The organism is Micromonospora sp. DT48, from assembly GCF_049844495.1.
Classification (GTDB): domain Bacteria; phylum Actinomycetota; class Actinomycetes; order Mycobacteriales; family Micromonosporaceae; genus Micromonospora.
In genome coordinates this window covers 264,980-281,910 of the sequence record NZ_JBNCLE010000008.1, presented here as the reverse complement: position 1 = coordinate 281,910, position 16,931 = coordinate 264,980, and the positions used below count along the sequence as shown (strand labels likewise).

Here is a 16,931-nt window from a genome sequence, read left to right as displayed (position 1 = left end):
TCCGGCGTGTCGCCGGAGATTACGTACGTGTCTAACGATCGGCGCCCATTACAGGCACCAGGGCGGCGCCCAGAGCAGCCGGATCATGACGGGGAGTGCCGTCGTCGACCGCGACGGGAGCGAGGACCAGTCGGGCTCCCAGGGATTCTGCCGCACCGTGGACCGGTTCGGGGTCACCGACCGCCTTGGCATCGGCGAGCACGAAGTCGACAGTCAACTCCGGAAGGTACCAGCGCAGCGCCGCCAGGTGGTCGGCGACGGAGAGCCCGAGCGTCTCCTTCTCGGCGGCGAGGTTGAGGGTGACCAGCCGCCGGGCCGGACTGGCCAGGATCGCCGCGGCCAGTTGCGGCACCAGCAGGTGTGGCAACACGCTGGTGTACCAGCTGCCCGGCCCGAAGATCAGCCAGTCGGCGACGCCGATCGCCGCGACCGCCTCCGCACACGCCGCCGGCGCCTGCGGGGTGAGCCGCAACGACTCGACCCGGCCGGTGGTGACCGCGACCTGGTGCTGGCCACGGACCACGGTCACCTCGTCGGGGCGGCCCGGTTCGGCACCGCGTACCCGGGCCTCGATGTCGACCGGCTGCCGGGACATCGGCAGCACCCGGCCGACCGCGCCGAGCATCGCCCCGGCGTGCTCCAACGCCGCCACCGGGTCGCCGAGCAACTCCATCAGCCCGCAGAGCACCAGGTTGCCCACCGCGTGCCCGGCCAGCCCGTCCCCCGGGCCGTCGCCGACCCTGGCGAACCGGTGCTGGAACAGCCCGGCGCTGCGTCGGGTGGCGGGATGGTCACCGGCCAACGCCACCAGTGCCTGCCGCAGGTCACCGGGGGGCAACCCGCCCCGCTCGGCGCGCAGCCGCCCGCTGGAGCCGCCGTCGTCGCCGACGGTCACCACCGCGGTGATGTCCAGGTCCAGCTCGGGGGCGCAGCGGCGCAGCGCACGCAGCGAGGCGGACAGGCCGTGCCCGCCGCCGAACGCCACCACCCGGATCGTCATTCCCGCCCCAGGTCGCGGTGCTGGGCGTTGGCGGCCAGCCCGGAGCGACGCAGCCGGGCCGCCAGCTCCTCGGCGATGGCCACGCTGCGGTGCTTGCCTCCGGTGCAACCCACCGCCACGGTCAGGTACCGCTTGCCCTCGCGCTCGAAGCCGGCCGTGGTGGCGTTCACCAGGTCCGCGTACGCGTCGACGAAGGCGTCCGCCCCCTCCTGCCCCAGCACGTACGCGCTGACCGCCTCCTCGCGCCCGGTGTGCTCGCGCAGCTCGGGCACCCAGTACGGGTTGGGCAGGAACCGCGCGTCCATCACGAAGTCGGCGTCCGGCGGCAGCCCGTACTTGAAGCCGAAGGAGATCACCGTCAACCGCAGCCGGCGGGCGTCCTCCCCGCCGAACAGCTCCTCGACCCGGCGGCGCAGCTGGTTCACGTTCAGGTGGCTGGTGTCGATGATCACGTCAGCCTGGTCGCGGGCCTCCTCCAGCAGGCCCCGCTCGACGGCGATGCCGTCGGCGAGCCGACCGTCGCCCTGCAACGGGTGCGAGCGCCGCACGCTCTCGAACCGGCGGATCAGCACCTCGTCGTCGGCGTCGACGAAGACCACCCGGGGGGCGTAGCCACGCTCCTTCAGCTCCCGGATCGCCTCGGCCAGATCGGTGGAGAAGGCCCGGGAACGCACGTCCAGCACCATCGCGGTACGCCGGGCCGCCCCGCCCGCCTTCACCGCCAGCTCGGCCATGTCCAGCAGCAGCGCCTGCGGCAGGTTGTCGACGACGTAGAAGCCCACGTTCTCCAACGCCCGGGCCACGGTGCTGCGACCGCCACCGGAGAGCCCGGTGACCACGACCAGCGTGGTGTCCGTCTCGGCGATCGGCCCGGTCTGCTCACCGGGTACGCCCGAACGGTGACCGGTCGTGTGCGCCTCGCCCACCCGAAAAACCTCCAACCACGCTGCCCCGGTCGATGGCGACCGGCTTGGTCAAGCAGCGACTCTAACCCGCCGGCCACCGCTAGCCTGCACACCCGCCGCAGGCTCGCCGGTTAGGAAGGGGCCCTTCCTATGCATCAGGCGTTAACAAGGGGCCCTTCCTTTCGCTGCGGTGTCGGCTGAGTGACGGCAGTCGGCGCGGGACGCGACTATCCTCCGGACATGGGCAGGCACGGAGCGCGACTGCGCTGGGTGGTTGCCCTGGTGTCGGTCACCATCGCCGTGCTGGCCACGGTGGACCGCTACGTCGACCGAGAACGCGAATGGGCGCGCGGCGGCGACCAGGTGACGGTGACCGTCGACGCCCTGTTGCCGGAGCCGGACCAGGTCAAGGACGCGGTCGTGACGCTCGGCTGGCCCGAACCGGTGGACAACATCATCGGCGACCCCGACCGGCAGTCGGTGGCGGTGCGGCTGCGCTGGTCCGGGCCGCCCCGGAAGGGGCACTACCAGGTCATGCTGCTCGACGGCCGGCTGGAACCCGCCCAGGTGGTACAGCCCTACGCCGGCTGGGACGCCGCGGGTGGCACGGGTTTCAACTGGGCCGGAGCGTACGACGTGCTGGCCGAGCGGTATCCCTGGCTCGCCGACACCGCCAGCGGTGAGGAGCTCGAGGGGACGTTCACCATCCCGGACCGACTCGGCGCGGTCGGCACCCGCGCGCTCGCCGACGGCAGCCTGATCGCCGTCTTCCGGCTGGCCCCCGACGCCCTGCCGGTGACCGACCCCAGCCGTCTCGTGGTGGCGTTCTGCTACGTCGAGCTCGGCGGCGAGGTCCGCTGGGCCAAACGGGTGCCCGTTGCGGCCTCGGCCTGAACGGACGCACCGGGTGCTGAGGACACCGACCCCGGCAATGCCGACTCGGGCGTTTCCGAGTGCTGGACGTGCCCCGTGCCGCAGCCCACCAGTCCTATCGCCGGTCACTCCTAGCTGTTCACGTCAGACTGTGCGGATCGTGATGAGGTCTTCGAGCCCGGCGAGGTCGGCGGAACACCCCGCCGTTCCGGACGCCACACCGATCGTTGTCTCCTCGGGTCCGTAGAATCCCGGGATGCCCTCCCCCACCGCACCGACCACCGAGGCCGCGCTTGAGACGCTGCGGCGGGTGTTCGGGTACGACTCGTTCCGGGGTTTCCAGCGCGAGGTCATCGACCACGTGGTGGCCGGCGGGGACGCCCTGGTGCTGATGCCGACCGGTGGCGGCAAGTCGCTGTGCTACCAGATCCCGGCGCTGGTGCGCGACGGCGTCGCCGTGGTGATCTCGCCGCTGATCGCGTTGATGCAGGACCAGGTCGACGCGCTGACCGCCGTCGGCGTCCGGGCCGGTTTCCTCAACTCGACCCTCGACCCCGACACCCGCCGGTTGGTCGAGGCGGAGTTCGTGGCCGGCGAGATCGACCTGCTCTACCTCGCGCCGGAGGCGCTGGCCGGTCAGGGCACGCTGAGTCTGCTCGACCGGGGGCGGATCAGTCTCTTCGCCATCGACGAGGCGCACTGTGTGTCGCAGTGGGGGCACGACTTCCGGCCGGACTATCTCAACCTGTCGATGCTGCACGAGCGCTGGCCGGGGGTGCCGCGCATCGCGCTGACCGCGACCGCGACCAGCGCCACCCGGGCGGAGATCGCCACCCGCCTCGACTTGACCGGGGCGCGGCACTTCGTGGCCAGCTTCGACCGGCCCAACATCCAGTACCGGATCGTGCCGAAGCGGGAGCCGCGCAAGCAGCTGCTGGCGCTGCTGCGCGACGAGCATCCCGGTGACGCCGGCATCGTCTACTGCCTGTCCCGCGCCTCGGTGGAGAAGACCGCCGAGTTCCTGGTCGCCAACGGCATCGACGCGTTGCCGTACCACGCCGGTCTGGACGCGGCGACGCGCGCCGCCAACCAGCAGCGCTTCCTGCGCGCCGACGGGGTGGTGATGGTGGCGACGATCGCCTTCGGGATGGGCATCGACAAGCCGGACGTACGCTTCGTCGCCCACCTGGACCTGCCGAAGTCGGTCGAGGGCTACTACCAGGAGACCGGCCGGGCCGGACGCGACGGCCTACCGTCGACGGCGTGGCTGGCGTACGGGCTCCAGGACGTGGTCCAGCAGCGGAAGATGATCGACACCTCCGAGGGCGACCTGGCCCACCGGCGCAACCTCGCCGCCCACCTCGACGCGATGCTGGCGCTCTGCGAGACGGTGCGCTGCCGCCGGGCGCAGTTGCTGGAGTACTTCGGTGAGCCGGCCACCGGCGGCTGCGGCAACTGCGACACCTGCCTGGAGCCGCCGGAGTCGTGGGACGGCACGGTGGCCGCGCAGAAGCTGCTTTCCACGGTGTTCCGGCTGGACCGGGAACGCAACCAGCGCTTCGGCGCCGGGCACTGCATCGACATCCTGCTCGGCCGCAGCACCGACAAGATCGTCCAGCATCGGCACGATTCGCTGACCGTGTTCGGCATCGGTGGTGAGTGCAGCGAGGCGGAGTGGCGCGGCGTGGTGCGGCAACTGCTCGCCGAGGGGCTGCTGGCCGTGGAGGGCGACTACGGCACGCTGGCGCTCACCGACGCCAGCGCCGAGGTGCTCGGCAAACGACGTACGGTGATGCTGCGCCGTGAGCCGGCCCGGCCAGCGCGCGTCGCCAAGCCGCGCGGCGCGGCCACCGTCGTCGCGGAACTGCCGGCGGAGGCGGCCGGCACCTTCGAACGACTCCGCGCCTGGCGTGCCGCGACCGCCAAGGAGCAGGGCGTCCCCGCGTACGTCATCTTCCACGACGCGACGCTGCGCCAGATCGCCGCCGACAAGCCGTCCTCGCTGGCCGAGCTGTCCCGGATCAGCGGCGTCGGCGAGAACAAGCTAGCCAAGTACGGCGAGCAGATCCTCGAAGTCCTCGCCGGAGCCGACTAACCCGACTGCACCACCTTTGGCGTGACCCGCCGAACGGTGCGGGGTCAGGTCCAGCAGGTGGCGTGGTCGGTGACGAAGGTGGTCAGGGTGCGCGGGGGGTGACCGGTGACCGCCTGGACGGTGTCGGTGGTGTCGGCCCACCGGCCGTCGCCGATGTCGCGCATCAGCGTGGCGAGGTCGTCGGCGAACGCCGGAGGCAGGCCGACCGCGCGTAGGCGCTGCGCCATGGCGGCCACCGGCAGGTCGACGTAGCGCACCGGGCGGCCGAGCACGGCGGTCATCGTCTCGGCCACCTCGTGGTGGGTGTACGCCTCGGGGCCGGTCAGGATCAGCGTGGCGTTCGCCTCGACCGGCCGGGTCAGCAGGGCGGCGGCGACGTCGGCGATGTCCCGAGCATCGAGGTAGCCAACCGGGCCAGACCCGTACGACCCGTAGAACCGTCCCTCGCCCTCGGCGAAAGCGACCTCGGTGAGGAGGTTCTGCATGAAGCCGACCGGCTGCAGGATCAGGTACGGCAGTCCTGAGTCGCGCAAATGATCGTCGATCTCGCCGTGCTGACCCTGGGCCAGTAGCGCACCGGGGGCCGCTCCGCGTACCGAAATCTTGATCACCTGCGCGACGCCGGTCTCGGCGGCAAGGTCGATGATCGACCGTTGCTGGTGGACGAAGTCCGGCCCCGGTGCGCCGTTGAGCAGCAGGCGGGCACCGGGAACGAGGGCGGCGCGGATCGAGCGGGGGTCGGCGAAGTCGGCGAGCGTGACATCACCGCCGAGTTCGGCGACGTGCCGGGGCTGGCGGACCACCGCCCGCCGGGGCACCGCGTGCCGGTCCAGTCGATCGACGAGCGCACGGCCTATCTGTCCGGACGCGCCGGTCACGATGATCACCAAGCCTCCAAGCGGAATGAGGTATTCCGGTTATCCGGCGACTAGGATAACCGGAGGACAACCTTCCGGATAGAGGACACCTTGCCGACCAACGACGCCGCTCCCCTACGGGCCGACGCGCGCCGCAACCTGACAAAGATCATGTCGGCGGCCCGCGACGTGGTCGTCGAGCACGGGCTCGACGCACCGATGGAACTGGTGGCACGCCGCGCCGGGGTGGGCGTCGGCACGCTCTACCGGCGATTTCCCACCCGCGAGGCACTGCTCGGTGCCGTAGCCGAGGCGTACGTCGCCGACCTGGTGACCGCCACCCGACGGATCATCGACGGCGCGGCGGATCCCTGGTCGGCACTGCGCGAACTGGTCGACTGGTGCGCGTCTCCGGGGCAGGGCGCGCTGGCCGCGGCTCTGGCCGACCTGCCCGTCGCGCAGGTGCGGGCGCTACCCGCGTTCGCCCGGTCCCGCCAGGAGTGGTTGGACCTGCTGGACGGTCTGGTCACCGATGGGCAACGGGCCGGAACGATCCGCGCGGACATCGGCACCGGCGACCTGGTCGCCCTACTCACCGTCTTCACCTGCCATCCGGACCAGTTGCCCCGGCACGTCGCCGACCAGCCGGCCCGCTACCTGCACCTGATGCTGGACGCGCTGGACGCCACCGCACCCCGTGCCACACCCCTGCCCGGCACCCCGCCGAGCTGATCAATCAGGTGAGGTCGCGGGATCGAGGGCGGCGAGGATCGCCTCGGCGGTGCGCCGACCGACGCCGGGGACCTCGGTGATCTCCTCCACGGTGGCGGCCGAGAGTCGCTTGAGCGAGCCGAAGTGGCGCAGCAGCGCCTTGCGGCGTACCTCACCCAGGCCGGAGATGTTGTCCAGCGCCGAGGTGGTCATCCGCTTGGAGCGACGCTGCCGGTGGAAGGTGATGGCGAAGCGGTGCGCCTCGTCGCGTACCCGTTGCAGCAGGTAAAGCCCTTCCGAGGCGCGCGGCAGGATGACCGGGAAGTCGTCGTCGGGCAGCCAGACCTCCTCCAGCCGCTTGGCCAGCCCGCACAGCGCCACGTCGTCGATGCCGAGCTCGGCGAGGGCCTGCGCGGCGGCGGCGACCTGCGGCGCTCCGCCGTCGACCACGACGAGCTGCGGCGGGTACGCGAACCGGCGCGGCCGTCCGGTGGTCGGGTCGACCAGCGCGCCGATCCCCGGCTCACCGCTGCCCTCCGTACCGGGAGCGTCGGTGACAGCCTGCGCGCCGCCGGAGTCGGCGACGGTGTCCCCGGCGGCGCGCTCCGCGACGGCGAGATCGTCGGCGGATTCGACGCCCGCCTCACCCGTCTCGGCGCGGGCGTCGAGGTAGCGGGCGAAGCGGCGGCGCAGCACCTCGGACATCGCCGAGAGGTCGTCGGTGGCGCCCCGGATGATGAAGCGACGGTATTCGCTCTTACGGGGCAGGCCGTCCTCGAAGACGACCATGCTCGCCACCACGTCGGTGCCCTGGATCTGCGAGATGTCGAAACACTCGATGCGCAACGGCGCCGTACGCAGACCGAGCGCCTCGGTGATCTCGTCGAGTGCCTTGCTGCGGGTGGTCAGGTCACCGGCCCGCTTGAGCTTGTGCCGGGCCAGGGCGTCCTTCGCGTTGCGTTCCACCGTCTCCAACAGGGCGCGCTTGTCGCCACGCTGCGGCACCCGCAACGTCACCCGACCGCCGCGACGGGTGGAGAGCCAGTCGGCCAACGCGTCGGCGTCGGCGGGTAGCTCGGGCACCAGCAGCTCACGTGGCACGTCGGCCTCGCCCTGCTCACCGCCGTAGACCTGGGTGCAGAAGTGGTGCACCAGGTCGCCGGTGGTCAGCTCCTCGGTCTTCTCCACCACCCAGCCGCGCTGGCCGCGTACCCGACCGTCGCGGATGCGGAAGACCTGCACGGCGGCTTCGAGCGGGTCGTCGGCGAAGGCCACCACGTCGGCGTCGGTGCCGTCACCGAGCACCACCGTCTGCTTCTCCATCGCCCGGCGCAGCGCCGCGACGTCGTCGCGCAGCCGGGCGGCGCGCTCGAACTCCAACGCGGCGCTGGCCTCGGCCATCTCGCGTTCCAGCTTGCGGACCATGGTGTCGGTGCGCCCGGCCATGAAGTCGCAGAAGTCGTCGACGATCTCGCGGTGCCGCTCGGCGGAGACGCTGCCGACGCAGGGGGCCGAGCACTTGCCGATGTAGCCCAGCAGGCAGGGACGGCCGACCTGCCCGGCCCGCTTGAACACCCCGGCGGAGCAGGTGCGGGCCGGGAAGACGCGCAGCAGCAGGTCGAGCGTCTCGCGGATCGCCCAGGCGTGGGAGTACGGCCCGAAGTAGCGCACCCCCTTACGCTTGGCCCCGCGCATCACCTGGAGCCGTGGATATTCCTCGTCGAGGGTCACGGCCAGGTAGGGGTAGGACTTGTCGTCGCGGTAGCGGACGTTGAACCTCGGGTCGTACTGCTTGATCCAGAGGTATTCGAGCTGGAGCGCCTCGACCTCGGTGCTCACCGTGACCCAGTCGACCGACTCGGCCGTGGTGACCATCTGTTGGGTGCGCTGGTGCAACCCCCACAGGTCGGCGAAGTAGGAGTTGAGCCGACTGCGCAGGTTCTTCGCCTTGCCCACGTAGATCACGCGACCGGTGCCGTCGTAGAAGCGATAGACCCCCGGCGCCTCGGGAATCGTGCCCGGCGCGGGACGGTAGGTCGACGGATCAGCCACACTCCGAGACTAGTCGCCACCCCCGACAGCCCGAATCATCCCCGGATGGGCCTTCTCGCCCTGACTGACTGGCTCGACCGAGGCCGTCATCGACTCCTTCCAATATCGAACGCCTCGACCTACCATCCAGTAACCGAATGTTCTTCATGTAATGATCCTGCCCGCTGGTCCCCGTCCACAAAGGATCGCCATGACCGGTCTCACCGCCACCCGCCGGCTGATCGCCGGTGCCACGACCGCCGCCCTCGCCGCCTTCCTCGTCACCGTTCCCACCACCGCCCCCGCCGCCGCGACCACCACCCTCGCCGCCGACGACTACTGCCTGGGCGAGTGCTCGGAGATCCTGCCGCCCGGCCAGAACGGCAACGCCACCCTGGTCGACATCCTGGGCCACCAGGTCCTCGGCACCCGACCCCGGCACTCCACCGACCAACTCGACAAGTACGCCGACCTCGTCTACGGCTACGCCGGGCTGCGCCCGGACCAGATCGACACCTTCTTCGCCGACGCCTCCTTCGGAGTCGCGCCCAGCCAGGTGGAACGCGACTACTCCCCCCGCTCGGACGTGCGCATCGTGCGGGACCGGGCCAACGGCGTACCGCACATCACCGGCACCACCCGCGCCGGCACCATGTTCGGCGCGGGCTACGCCGGAGCCGAGGACCGGCTGTTCACCATGGACCTGTTGCGGCACGTCGGCCGGGGCACCCTGACCCCGTTCGCCGGTGGTGCGCCGGGCAACCGGGCGTTGGAGCAGAGCGTCTGGCGCACCTCCCCGTACACCGAGGCCGACCTGGCGGCGCAGGTCGCCGCGCTGCGGCGCAAGGGCGATCGCGGTGAGCAGCTCTACCAAGACGTGCAGGAGTACGTCGCCGGGGTCAACGCCTACATCCGCACCTGCATGGCCAACCGCAGCTGCCCCGGGGAGTACGTGCTCACCGGCCACCTCGACGCGATCACCAACGCCGGCGGACCCGAGCCGTTCGTCATGACCGACCTGATCGCCATCGCCGGGGTGATCGGTGGCCTGTTCGGCGGCGGTGGCGGCAACGAGATGCAGTCCGCGCTGGTCCGCATCGCCGCCCGGGCCAAGTTCGGTCCCGTCGAGGGCGACCGGATCTGGAACGGGTTCCGGGGGCAGAACGACCCGGAGACCGTGCTGACCCTGCACGACGGGCAGAGCTTCCCGTACGGCGACGCCTCCCCCGACGCACCGAGCGTGGTGCTGCCGGACGCCGGATCGGCCCGGGTCGAGCCGGTCGTCACCCACCCGACCGGTTCGGCCACCTCCACCACCGGCTCGCCCCGCAGCGCGGAACTGGCCGCCGCGCTGTCCGGGCTGACCATCGACCCGGCGCACCGGGGCATGTCCAATGCCGCGGTGATCTCCGCCGAACACTCCGCCAGCGGACACCCGGTGGCCGTCTTCGGGCCGCAGACCGGCTACTTCGCGCCCCAACTGCTGATGGTCCAGCAGTTGCAGGGGCCGGGCATCAGCGCCCGAGGCGCCGCCTTCGCCGGGCTCAACCTGTACGTCCTGCTCGGCCGGGGTCAGGACTACGCCTGGAGCGCCACCTCCGCCGTGCACGACATCACCGACACCTACGCGGTGCCGCTCTGCGTACCCGGCGGTGGCACCCCGACGCTGGAGAGCAACCACTACCTGTTCCGGGGCCAGTGCCTGGCGATGGAGGAGTTGTCCCACGTCAACCGGTGGAGCCCCACCGTCGCCGACGACACCGCGGCCGGGTCGTACCGGCTGGTCGCCTGGCGTACCAAACTCGGTCTGGTGGCGTGGCGGGGCACCGTCGGCGGCGTGCCGCACGCCTTCACCCACCTACGCTCCACCTACGGTCGGGAGGCCGACTCCGCGATCGGTTTCCAGATGTACAACGACCCGACCCAGATGGGCTCCGCCGCGGCCTTCCTCACCTCGGCGAGCAACGTCGAGTTCGCGTTCAACTGGTTCTACGTCAACTCCACCGACACGGCGTACTTCAACTCCGGGCTGAACCCGGTGCGGGCGCCCGGCAGCAACCCGAACCTGCCGATGAAGGCCGAGCGGGCGTACGAGTGGCAGGACTTCGACCCGGAGACCGGCACCGCCCGGTACACCCCGGCGTCGGCCCACCCGCAGTCGGTCAACCAGGACTACTACATCAGCTGGAACAACAAGCAGGCCAAGGACTTCGGCGCCGCCGACGGCAACTTCAGCTTCGGCGCGGTGCACCGAGGCGACCTGCTGGACAAGCCGGTACGGGCGGCGCTCGCGGCGGGGCGCACGTTCGACCGGGCCTCGCTGACCGAGCTGGTGCAGCGGGCCGGGCTGACCGACCTGCGGGGTGCCGAGGTGCTCGACGAACTGATCCGGGTGCTGGAGAGCCAGCCGGTCACCGACACCGCCGTGGCCGCCGAGATCGCCCGGTTGACGGCGTGGCGGCAGGCCGGCGCGCTGCGGGTGGAGACGGCCAAGGGCAGCCGGGTGTACCAGCATGCCGACGCGATCAGGACCTTCGACGCCTGGTGGCCGCTGCTGGTGCGGGGCATGTTCCGCGAGCCGCTCGGCGCGGAGCTGTACCAGTCGCTGGTGAACACCCTCCAGGTCAACGAGTCACCCTCCGGCCACCAGCAGGGCGACGTGTCCAACCTGCCGACCTCGGCGAACAGCGCCCAGACCCACAAGGGTTCGGCGTTCCAGTACGGCTGGTGGGGTTGGGTCGACAAGGACCTGCGGGCCGTCCTGGGCGAGCCGGTGGCCGGTGGGCCGGGACGTACCTTCTGCGGCGACGGGAACCTGGGCTCCTGCCGCCAGGTCCTGCTCGACACGCTGCGTACGGCGATGGCGACCCCGGCCGCGCAGACCTATCCGGGTGACTCGACCTGCGCCGCCGGTGACCAGTGGTGCGCCGACGCCATCATCCAGTCGCCGTTGGGCGGCATCACGCACGCCCCCACCGCCTGGCAGAACCGCCCCACCTACCAGCAGGTGGTCTCGTTCCCCGCCCGACGTGGCGACGACCTGAGCAACCTGGCGGCCGGGCGGCCGGTCTCCGCCTCCAGCAGCCAACTGTTCTACGGCGCGGGTCGCGCCGTAGACGGCGACCTGGGCACCCGCTGGGCCAGTTCCTGGTCGGACAACCAGTGGCTGCGGGTGGATCTCGGATCCGTCCGCCAGGTCGGTCGGGTGGTGCTGGCCTGGGAGGCGGCCTACGCCCGGTCGTACCGGGTGGAGGTGTCCACCGACGGGGCCACCTGGCGCCCGGTCTGGTCGACCACCGCCGGGGACGGCGGCACCGACGTGCTCGCCTTCGCCCCGCAACAGGCCCGGTACGTGCGGATGTACGGGCTGACCCGGGGTACCTCGTACGGCTTCTCGCTCTGGGAGATGTCGGTTCACGCCCAGTGAGGCCGACGGTCGCGGCCGGGACGGGTTCGTCCCGGCCGCGACCACCGTACGACTCGGCGCGTGGTCGAGGGGGCCATGGCCCGCTCGACCACGCTCAGGCCAGCGCGATCTGGTCGCCGTCGACTCTGATGTCCTTCGCCGGCAGCGGCGTGGTGGCCGGACCGGCCTTGACCGAGCCGTCCTCGATGGAGAACCTGCTGCCGTGGCAGGTGCAGTTGATGGTGCCGCCGTCGACGTTCGACACCGGGCAACCCTGATGGGTGCAGACCGGGTCGAAACCCTTGAACTCGCCGGCGGTCGGCTGGGTGATCACCACACCCTGGGCGGCGAAGACCGCGCCGCCACCGACCGGGATGTCGGTCGTCCGGGCCAGTGACTGGGCACCCGAACGGTCCCCGCCACCGGCGTCACCGGTGTCGGTGACCTGCGGTCCCGGGCTCGGCGCCGCCCCGTCGTCGTCCCCACCACCGCAGGCGGTCAACGCCATCGCCGCACCGACCGCACCCGCACCCGTGAGCACGGCCCGGCGGGTACGCACCCCAGGCCCGACCACCGGCACCTGCTCGTCACTCATGTCTCGCCCCTCCGTCGGTCACCCGGTGCGTGATCTGTGGCCACTCTCCCCTACACGCGCCACTCTGCCCGGCGGTTCACCCGATCGACCACCCGAGCGCGCCGCCCCGCCACGGCGGTCAACGTGCGGCGGCGGTGGCCTTCCGGCCACCTCGGGCCCGGGTGCCGTTGGCCTTCGCCGCCCGCGCGGTGGCCGCCACGGCACCCTTCGCCGCGCCGTCGAGCTTGAGCACGCCCCGCAGGAACTGCCCGGTGTGACTCTCGGCGACCTCGGCGACCTCCTCCGGGGTGCCGGTGGCGAGCACGGTGCCGCCCCGGTGGCCGCCCTCGGGCCCCATGTCGATCAGCCAGTCCGCGCTCTTGATCACGTCGAGGTTGTGCTCGATCGTGATCACCGTGTTGCCCTTGTCGACCAGGCCCTCCAACACCAGCAGCAGCTTGCGGATGTCCTCGAAGTGCAGGCCGGTGGTGGGTTCGTCGAGCACGTAGACCGTCCGCCCGGTGGAGCGCTTCTGCAACTCCGAGGCGAGCTTGACCCGCTGTGCCTCGCCGCCGGAGAGGGTCGGCGCGGGCTGCCCCAGCCGTACGTAGCCCAGGCCCACGTCGACAAGCGTCTTGAGGTGCCGGTGGATGGCCGGGATGGCGGAGAAGAACTCGGCCGCCTCCTCGATCGGCATCTCCAGCACGTCGGAGACGGTCTTGCCCTTGTAGTGCACCTCCAGGGTCTCCCGGTTGTACCGGGCGCCCTTGCAGACCTCGCAGGGGACGTACACGTCGGGCAGGAAGTTCATCTCGATCTTGATCGTGCCGTCGCCGGAGCACGCCTCGCAGCGACCGCCCTTGACGTTGAAGGAGAACCGCCCCGGGCCGTACCCCCGGACCTTGGCCTCGGTGGTCTCGGCGAACAGCTTGCGCACGTGGTCCCAGACCCCGGTGTAGGTGGCCGGGTTGGAACGCGGAGTCCGGCCGATCGGTGACTGGTCGACACCGACGACCTTGTCGACGTGCTCCAGGCCGGAGACCCGGGTGTGTCGGCCCGGCACCAGTCGGGCACCGTTGATCTGGTTGGCCAGCACGGCGTAGAGGATGTCGTTGACCAGGGTCGACTTGCCCGAGCCGCTGACCCCGGTGACCGCGATCAGCTGGCCGAGCGGGAAGCTCACGGTCAGGTTGCGCAGGTTGTGCTCGCGGGCCCCGTGCACCACCAGCTCCCGCCCGGGAGTCTGCGGTCGGCGTCCCCTGGGCGTCGGGATCTCCCGCCGACCGGACAGGTACGCCCCGGTCAACGACTCCGGATTCTCCAGCAGCGCGGGCACCGAACCGCTGTGCACGATCCGGCCGCCGTGCTCCCCGGCCCCGGGACCGATGTCGACGATCCAGTCGGCGGTGCGGATGGTGTCCTCGTCGTGCTCGACCACGATCAGCGTGTTCCCGAGCCCCCGCAGCCGCACCAGCGTCTCGATCAGCCGGTGGTTGTCCCGCTGGTGCAACCCGATCGACGGTTCGTCCAGCACGTAGAGCACCCCGACCAGGCCGGAGCCGATCTGGGTGGCGAGCCGGATCCGCTGCGCCTCACCGCCGGAGAGGGTGCCGGCCGGGCGGTCCAGGGAGAGGTAGTCCAACCCGACGTCGAGCAGGAAGCGCAGCCGGGCGTTGATCTCCTTGAGCACCCGCTCGGCGATCAGCTTCTGCCGGTCGGTCAACTCGATTCCGGCCAGCAGGTCGGCGCACTCGCCGACCGACAGGTTGCAGACCTCGGCGATGCTGCGCCCCGCCAGGGTGACCGCGAGGACCTCGGGCTTGAGTCGGGCACCTCCGCAGGCCGCGCAGGGCACGTCGCGCATGTAGCCCTCGTACTTCTCCCGCGACCACTCCGACTCGGTGTCGGAGTGCCGACGCTCGATCCACTGCACCACACCCTCGAAGCCGGTGTAGTACGAACGCTCGCGGCCGTACTTGTTGCGGTAACGCACGTGCACCTGGTCGTCGGAGCCGTGCAGGATCGTCTTCTGCGCCCGCGACGGCAACGCCCGCCAGGGCGTGTCGAGATCGAAGTGTTCCGCCTCGCCGAGCGCCTCCAGCAGGCGGAGGAAGTACTCCAGGTTGTGCCCGTTGCCCCAGGGCTGGATCGCCCCCTCCCGCAGCGAACGCTCCGGATCCGGGACGACCAGCTCGGGGTCGACCTCCTTCTTGGTGCCGAGGCCGGTGCACTCCGGGCAGGCGCCGTAGGGCGCGTTGAAGGAGAAGACCCGGGGTTCCAGGTCCTCGATCGCGAGCGGGTGGTCGTTGGGGCAGGCCAGGTGCTCGGAGTACCGGCGCTCCCGGTCGGGGTCGTCCTCGTCGAGGTCGACGAAGTCGAGCAGGACCAGCCCGCCGGAGAGACCCAGGGCGGCCTCGACCGAGTCGGTCAGCCGCTGCTTGGCGCTGGGCTTGACGCTGAGCCGGTCGATCACCACCTCGATGGTGTGCTTCTCCTGCTTCTTCAGCTTCGGCGGGTCGGTGAGCTGGTGCACCACCCCGTCGACGCGGGCTCGGGCGTACCCCTTGGCCTGTAGCTCGGCGAAGAGGTCGACGTACTCGCCCTTGCGCCCCCGGACGACCGGTGCGAGCACCATGAAGCGCGTCCCCTCCGCCATGGCTAGGACCCGGTCGACGATCTGCTGCGGGCTCTGCCGGGAGATCCGCTCGCCGCAGACCGGGCAGTGCGGCTCGCCGACCCGGGCGAACAGCAACCGCAGGTAGTCGTAGACCTCGGTGATGGTGCCGACGGTGGAGCGGGGGTTACGCGAGGTGGACTTCTGGTCGATGGACACCGCAGGGCTCAGGCCCTCGATGAAGTCGACGTCGGGCTTGTCCATCTGGCCGAGGAACTGCCGGGCGTACGACGACAGCGACTCGACGTACCGGCGCTGCCCCTCGGCGAAGATCGTGTCGAAGGCCAGGCTCGACTTGCCCGACCCGGACAACCCGGTGAACACGATCAGGGCGTCCCGGGGCAGGTCGAGGCTGACGTCACGCAGGTTGTGCTCGCGTGCGCCACGGATGATCAGACGGTCGGCCACGGTCCGTGTACTCCCGGATGAGAACGAAGAGGAAGATCTGTCCGCTTCTGAGTGAAATCAGCGGTTGTGCCGGCGCGAAGAATGCGCCCCGGCAACTGTAGACCCGCCCTCCGACAACTTTCCCCACCCGCACCCGCCCGCCCCTCCCCACGGCGGGTGCGGAGGGGCGGGTTCGACGGTCAGCGGCGGCGGTTGGCGCGGCGGCGGGTCTCGTGGGCGATCTCCCGTCGCAGCCGACGCCAGCTCTCCCAGCGCCGGGCGGTCAACGCACCGGAGTCCAACGCCACCCGCACCGCGCAACCCGGTTCGGCCTCGTGTCCGCAGTCGGCGTACCGGCAGTCGTCGGCCAGCTCGGCGATGTCGGCGAAGGCACGGTCGAGCCCGGTCGCCCCGTCGAGCAGGCCGACGGCCCGCACGCCGGGCGTGTCCACCACGGCACCCCCGCCGGGCAGCGGCACCAGCGCCCGCCAGGTGGTGGTGTGCCGTCCCTTGCCGTCGACCCGACGGATCGCCTGGGTCGGCATCACCACCGCCGAGGCGAGCGCGTTGACCAGGCTCGACTTGCCCGCGCCGGAGGGCCCGAGCAGCCCGAGGGTGCGACCGGGGTCGACCTCGGCGCGCAGCGGCTCCAGGCCGGTACCGCGTTCGGCGCTGACCGGCAGCACCGGCACACCGGGCGCGAGGGCCGCCAGGTGCCGCGCCACCGCCGCCGGATCGGCCGCCAGGTCGGTCTTGGTCAGCACCACCAGCGGCCGGGCCCCCGACTCGTGGACCAGCGAGAGCAACCGCTCGATGCGGGCCGCGTCCGGCTCCGGGTGCACCGCCTCCACCACCGCCGCCACGTCCAGGTTGGCGGCCAGCAGTTGGCCGCTGGCGTCCTTGCCGGCGGTACGCCGGATCAGCGCGGTACGCCGGGGCAGCACGGCCTCCACCGTCGCCCGCCCGTCGGGCCAGGCGCACCAGAGCACCCAGTCACCGACGCAGGGCAGCCGGGTGGCGTCGCCGACGGCGGCGGCCAGCACGGCGCCGCCGGTCGAGGCGCGCACCGGCCCGTCCTCGGTGAGTACGGTGCAGACGCCCCGGTCGACGCGGGCCACCCGGCCGGGTTGATGATTGGTACGGATACGTTCCAGCTGGGCCGCCCGGTCGGTGTCCCAACCCAGGGCGGTCAACGAGATGGTCATGGCTCCTCGTTCAGTGTCGGTGCGGGTGATACACGGGTGCGGTGACCGGCATGACCACCACCTCCTCCGCTCCGGCGCGCGCACGAACCTCGTCGATCTCCCCCATTGCCCGCCGGGCTGCGAGGCACAGGGACGGGTCGTCCGCGCCGCGCGATCCGGGCCGAGGAAGTCGCTGGCACAGACGGTAGGGCGGACCGCGCCGCGCCGGAAGTG

Annotated in this window: 11 protein-coding genes; 4 read left to right on the top strand and 7 right to left on the bottom strand. The window is 71.4% G+C overall.

Annotated features, from left to right (window positions below):
• Window positions 1-31 precede the first annotated feature (31 nt).
• Both ACLQ2S_RS11355 and rapZ read right to left on the bottom strand, forming a co-directional pair.
• Window positions 32-1,000 (bottom strand): gluconeogenesis factor YvcK family protein, encoded by a 969-nt coding sequence (locus ACLQ2S_RS11355; RefSeq protein ID WP_155218488.1) that lies wholly within the window; start codon window positions 998-1,000, stop codon window positions 32-34.
• Entirely contained in the window at window positions 997-1,926 is a 930-nt protein-coding gene (gene rapZ / locus ACLQ2S_RS11350; RefSeq protein ID WP_375335344.1) for an RNase adapter RapZ, read from the bottom strand. The genes ACLQ2S_RS11355 and rapZ overlap by 4 nt, the downstream gene beginning before the upstream one ends.
• 219 nt (window positions 1,927-2,145) lie before the next feature.
• On the opposite strand from rapZ, the gene ACLQ2S_RS11345 reads away from it, so the two are divergent.
• Window positions 2,146-2,799 carry a hypothetical protein gene (locus tag ACLQ2S_RS11345; protein WP_425701651.1) on the top strand — a complete coding sequence of 218 codons (654 nt, stop codon included), beginning with the start codon at window positions 2,146-2,148 and terminating at the stop codon, window positions 2,797-2,799.
• Window positions 2,800-3,034: 235 nt separating this feature from the next.
• On the top strand, window positions 3,035-4,873 hold the full coding sequence (gene recQ / locus ACLQ2S_RS11340; RefSeq protein ID WP_155218492.1) for a DNA helicase RecQ: 1,839 nt from the start codon (window positions 3,035-3,037) through the stop codon (window positions 4,871-4,873).
• Window positions 4,874-4,917: 44 nt separating this feature from the next.
• On the opposite strand, the gene ACLQ2S_RS11335 is transcribed toward recQ, so the two are convergent.
• Window positions 4,918-5,760, bottom strand: a complete 843-nt coding sequence (locus tag ACLQ2S_RS11335) for an NAD(P)H-binding protein (RefSeq protein ID WP_309223339.1) — start codon at window positions 5,758-5,760, stop codon at window positions 4,918-4,920.
• 81 nt (window positions 5,761-5,841) lie between these two features.
• Here ACLQ2S_RS11335 and ACLQ2S_RS11330 point away from each other — a divergent pair, with 81 nt between their 5' ends.
• A complete protein-coding gene (locus tag ACLQ2S_RS11330) occupies window positions 5,842-6,462 on the top strand; it encodes a TetR/AcrR family transcriptional regulator (protein ID WP_155218496.1) in 621 nt (206 codons plus the stop codon).
• Here the strand turns inward: ACLQ2S_RS11330 and uvrC are convergent, their stop codons facing one another.
• Window positions 6,463-8,493 carry an excinuclease ABC subunit UvrC gene (uvrC, locus tag ACLQ2S_RS11325; protein WP_309223340.1) on the bottom strand — a complete coding sequence of 677 codons (2,031 nt, stop codon included), beginning with the start codon at window positions 8,491-8,493 and terminating at the stop codon, window positions 6,463-6,465.
• Window positions 8,494-8,683: 190 nt separating this feature from the next.
• Here uvrC and ACLQ2S_RS11320 point away from each other — a divergent pair, with 190 nt between their 5' ends.
• On the top strand, window positions 8,684-11,899 hold the full coding sequence (locus ACLQ2S_RS11320; RefSeq protein ID WP_425701650.1) for a penicillin acylase family protein: 3,216 nt from the start codon (window positions 8,684-8,686) through the stop codon (window positions 11,897-11,899).
• Between the two features lie 94 nt (window positions 11,900-11,993).
• Here the strand turns inward: ACLQ2S_RS11320 and ACLQ2S_RS11315 are convergent, their stop codons facing one another.
• The 3 genes from ACLQ2S_RS11315 to rsgA form a co-directional block, all read right to left on the bottom strand.
• A complete protein-coding gene (locus tag ACLQ2S_RS11315; protein ID WP_155218500.1) occupies window positions 11,994-12,473 on the bottom strand; it encodes a Rieske (2Fe-2S) protein in 480 nt (159 codons plus the stop codon).
• Between the two features lie 118 nt (window positions 12,474-12,591).
• Window positions 12,592-15,534 carry an excinuclease ABC subunit UvrA gene (gene uvrA, locus ACLQ2S_RS11310; protein ID WP_309223341.1) on the bottom strand — a complete coding sequence of 981 codons (2,943 nt, stop codon included), beginning with the start codon at window positions 15,532-15,534 and terminating at the stop codon, window positions 12,592-12,594.
• A gap of 179 nt (window positions 15,535-15,713) precedes the next feature.
• A complete protein-coding gene (gene rsgA, locus ACLQ2S_RS11305; RefSeq protein WP_155218502.1) occupies window positions 15,714-16,718 on the bottom strand; it encodes a ribosome small subunit-dependent GTPase A in 1,005 nt (334 codons plus the stop codon).
• Between the last annotated feature and the right edge of the window lie 213 nt (window positions 16,719-16,931).

Coding starts and splice junctions, on each gene's coding strand:
- ACLQ2S_RS11355 (WP_155218488.1), bottom strand. CDS start 1,000: ATGACGATCCGGGTGGTGGCGTTCGGCGGCGGGCACGGCCTGTCCGCC.
- ACLQ2S_RS11345 (WP_425701651.1), top strand. CDS start 2,146: ATGGGCAGGCACGGAGCGCGACTGCGCTGGGTGGTTGCCCTGGTGTCG.
- recQ (WP_155218492.1), top strand. CDS start 3,035: ATGCCCTCCCCCACCGCACCGACCACCGAGGCCGCGCTTGAGACGCTG.
- ACLQ2S_RS11320 (WP_425701650.1), top strand. CDS start 8,684: ATGACCGGTCTCACCGCCACCCGCCGGCTGATCGCCGGTGCCACGACC.
- ACLQ2S_RS11315 (WP_155218500.1), bottom strand. CDS start 12,473: ATGAGTGACGAGCAGGTGCCGGTGGTCGGGCCTGGGGTGCGTACCCGC.
- rsgA (WP_155218502.1), bottom strand. CDS start 16,718: ATGACCATCTCGTTGACCGCCCTGGGTTGGGACACCGACCGGGCGGCC.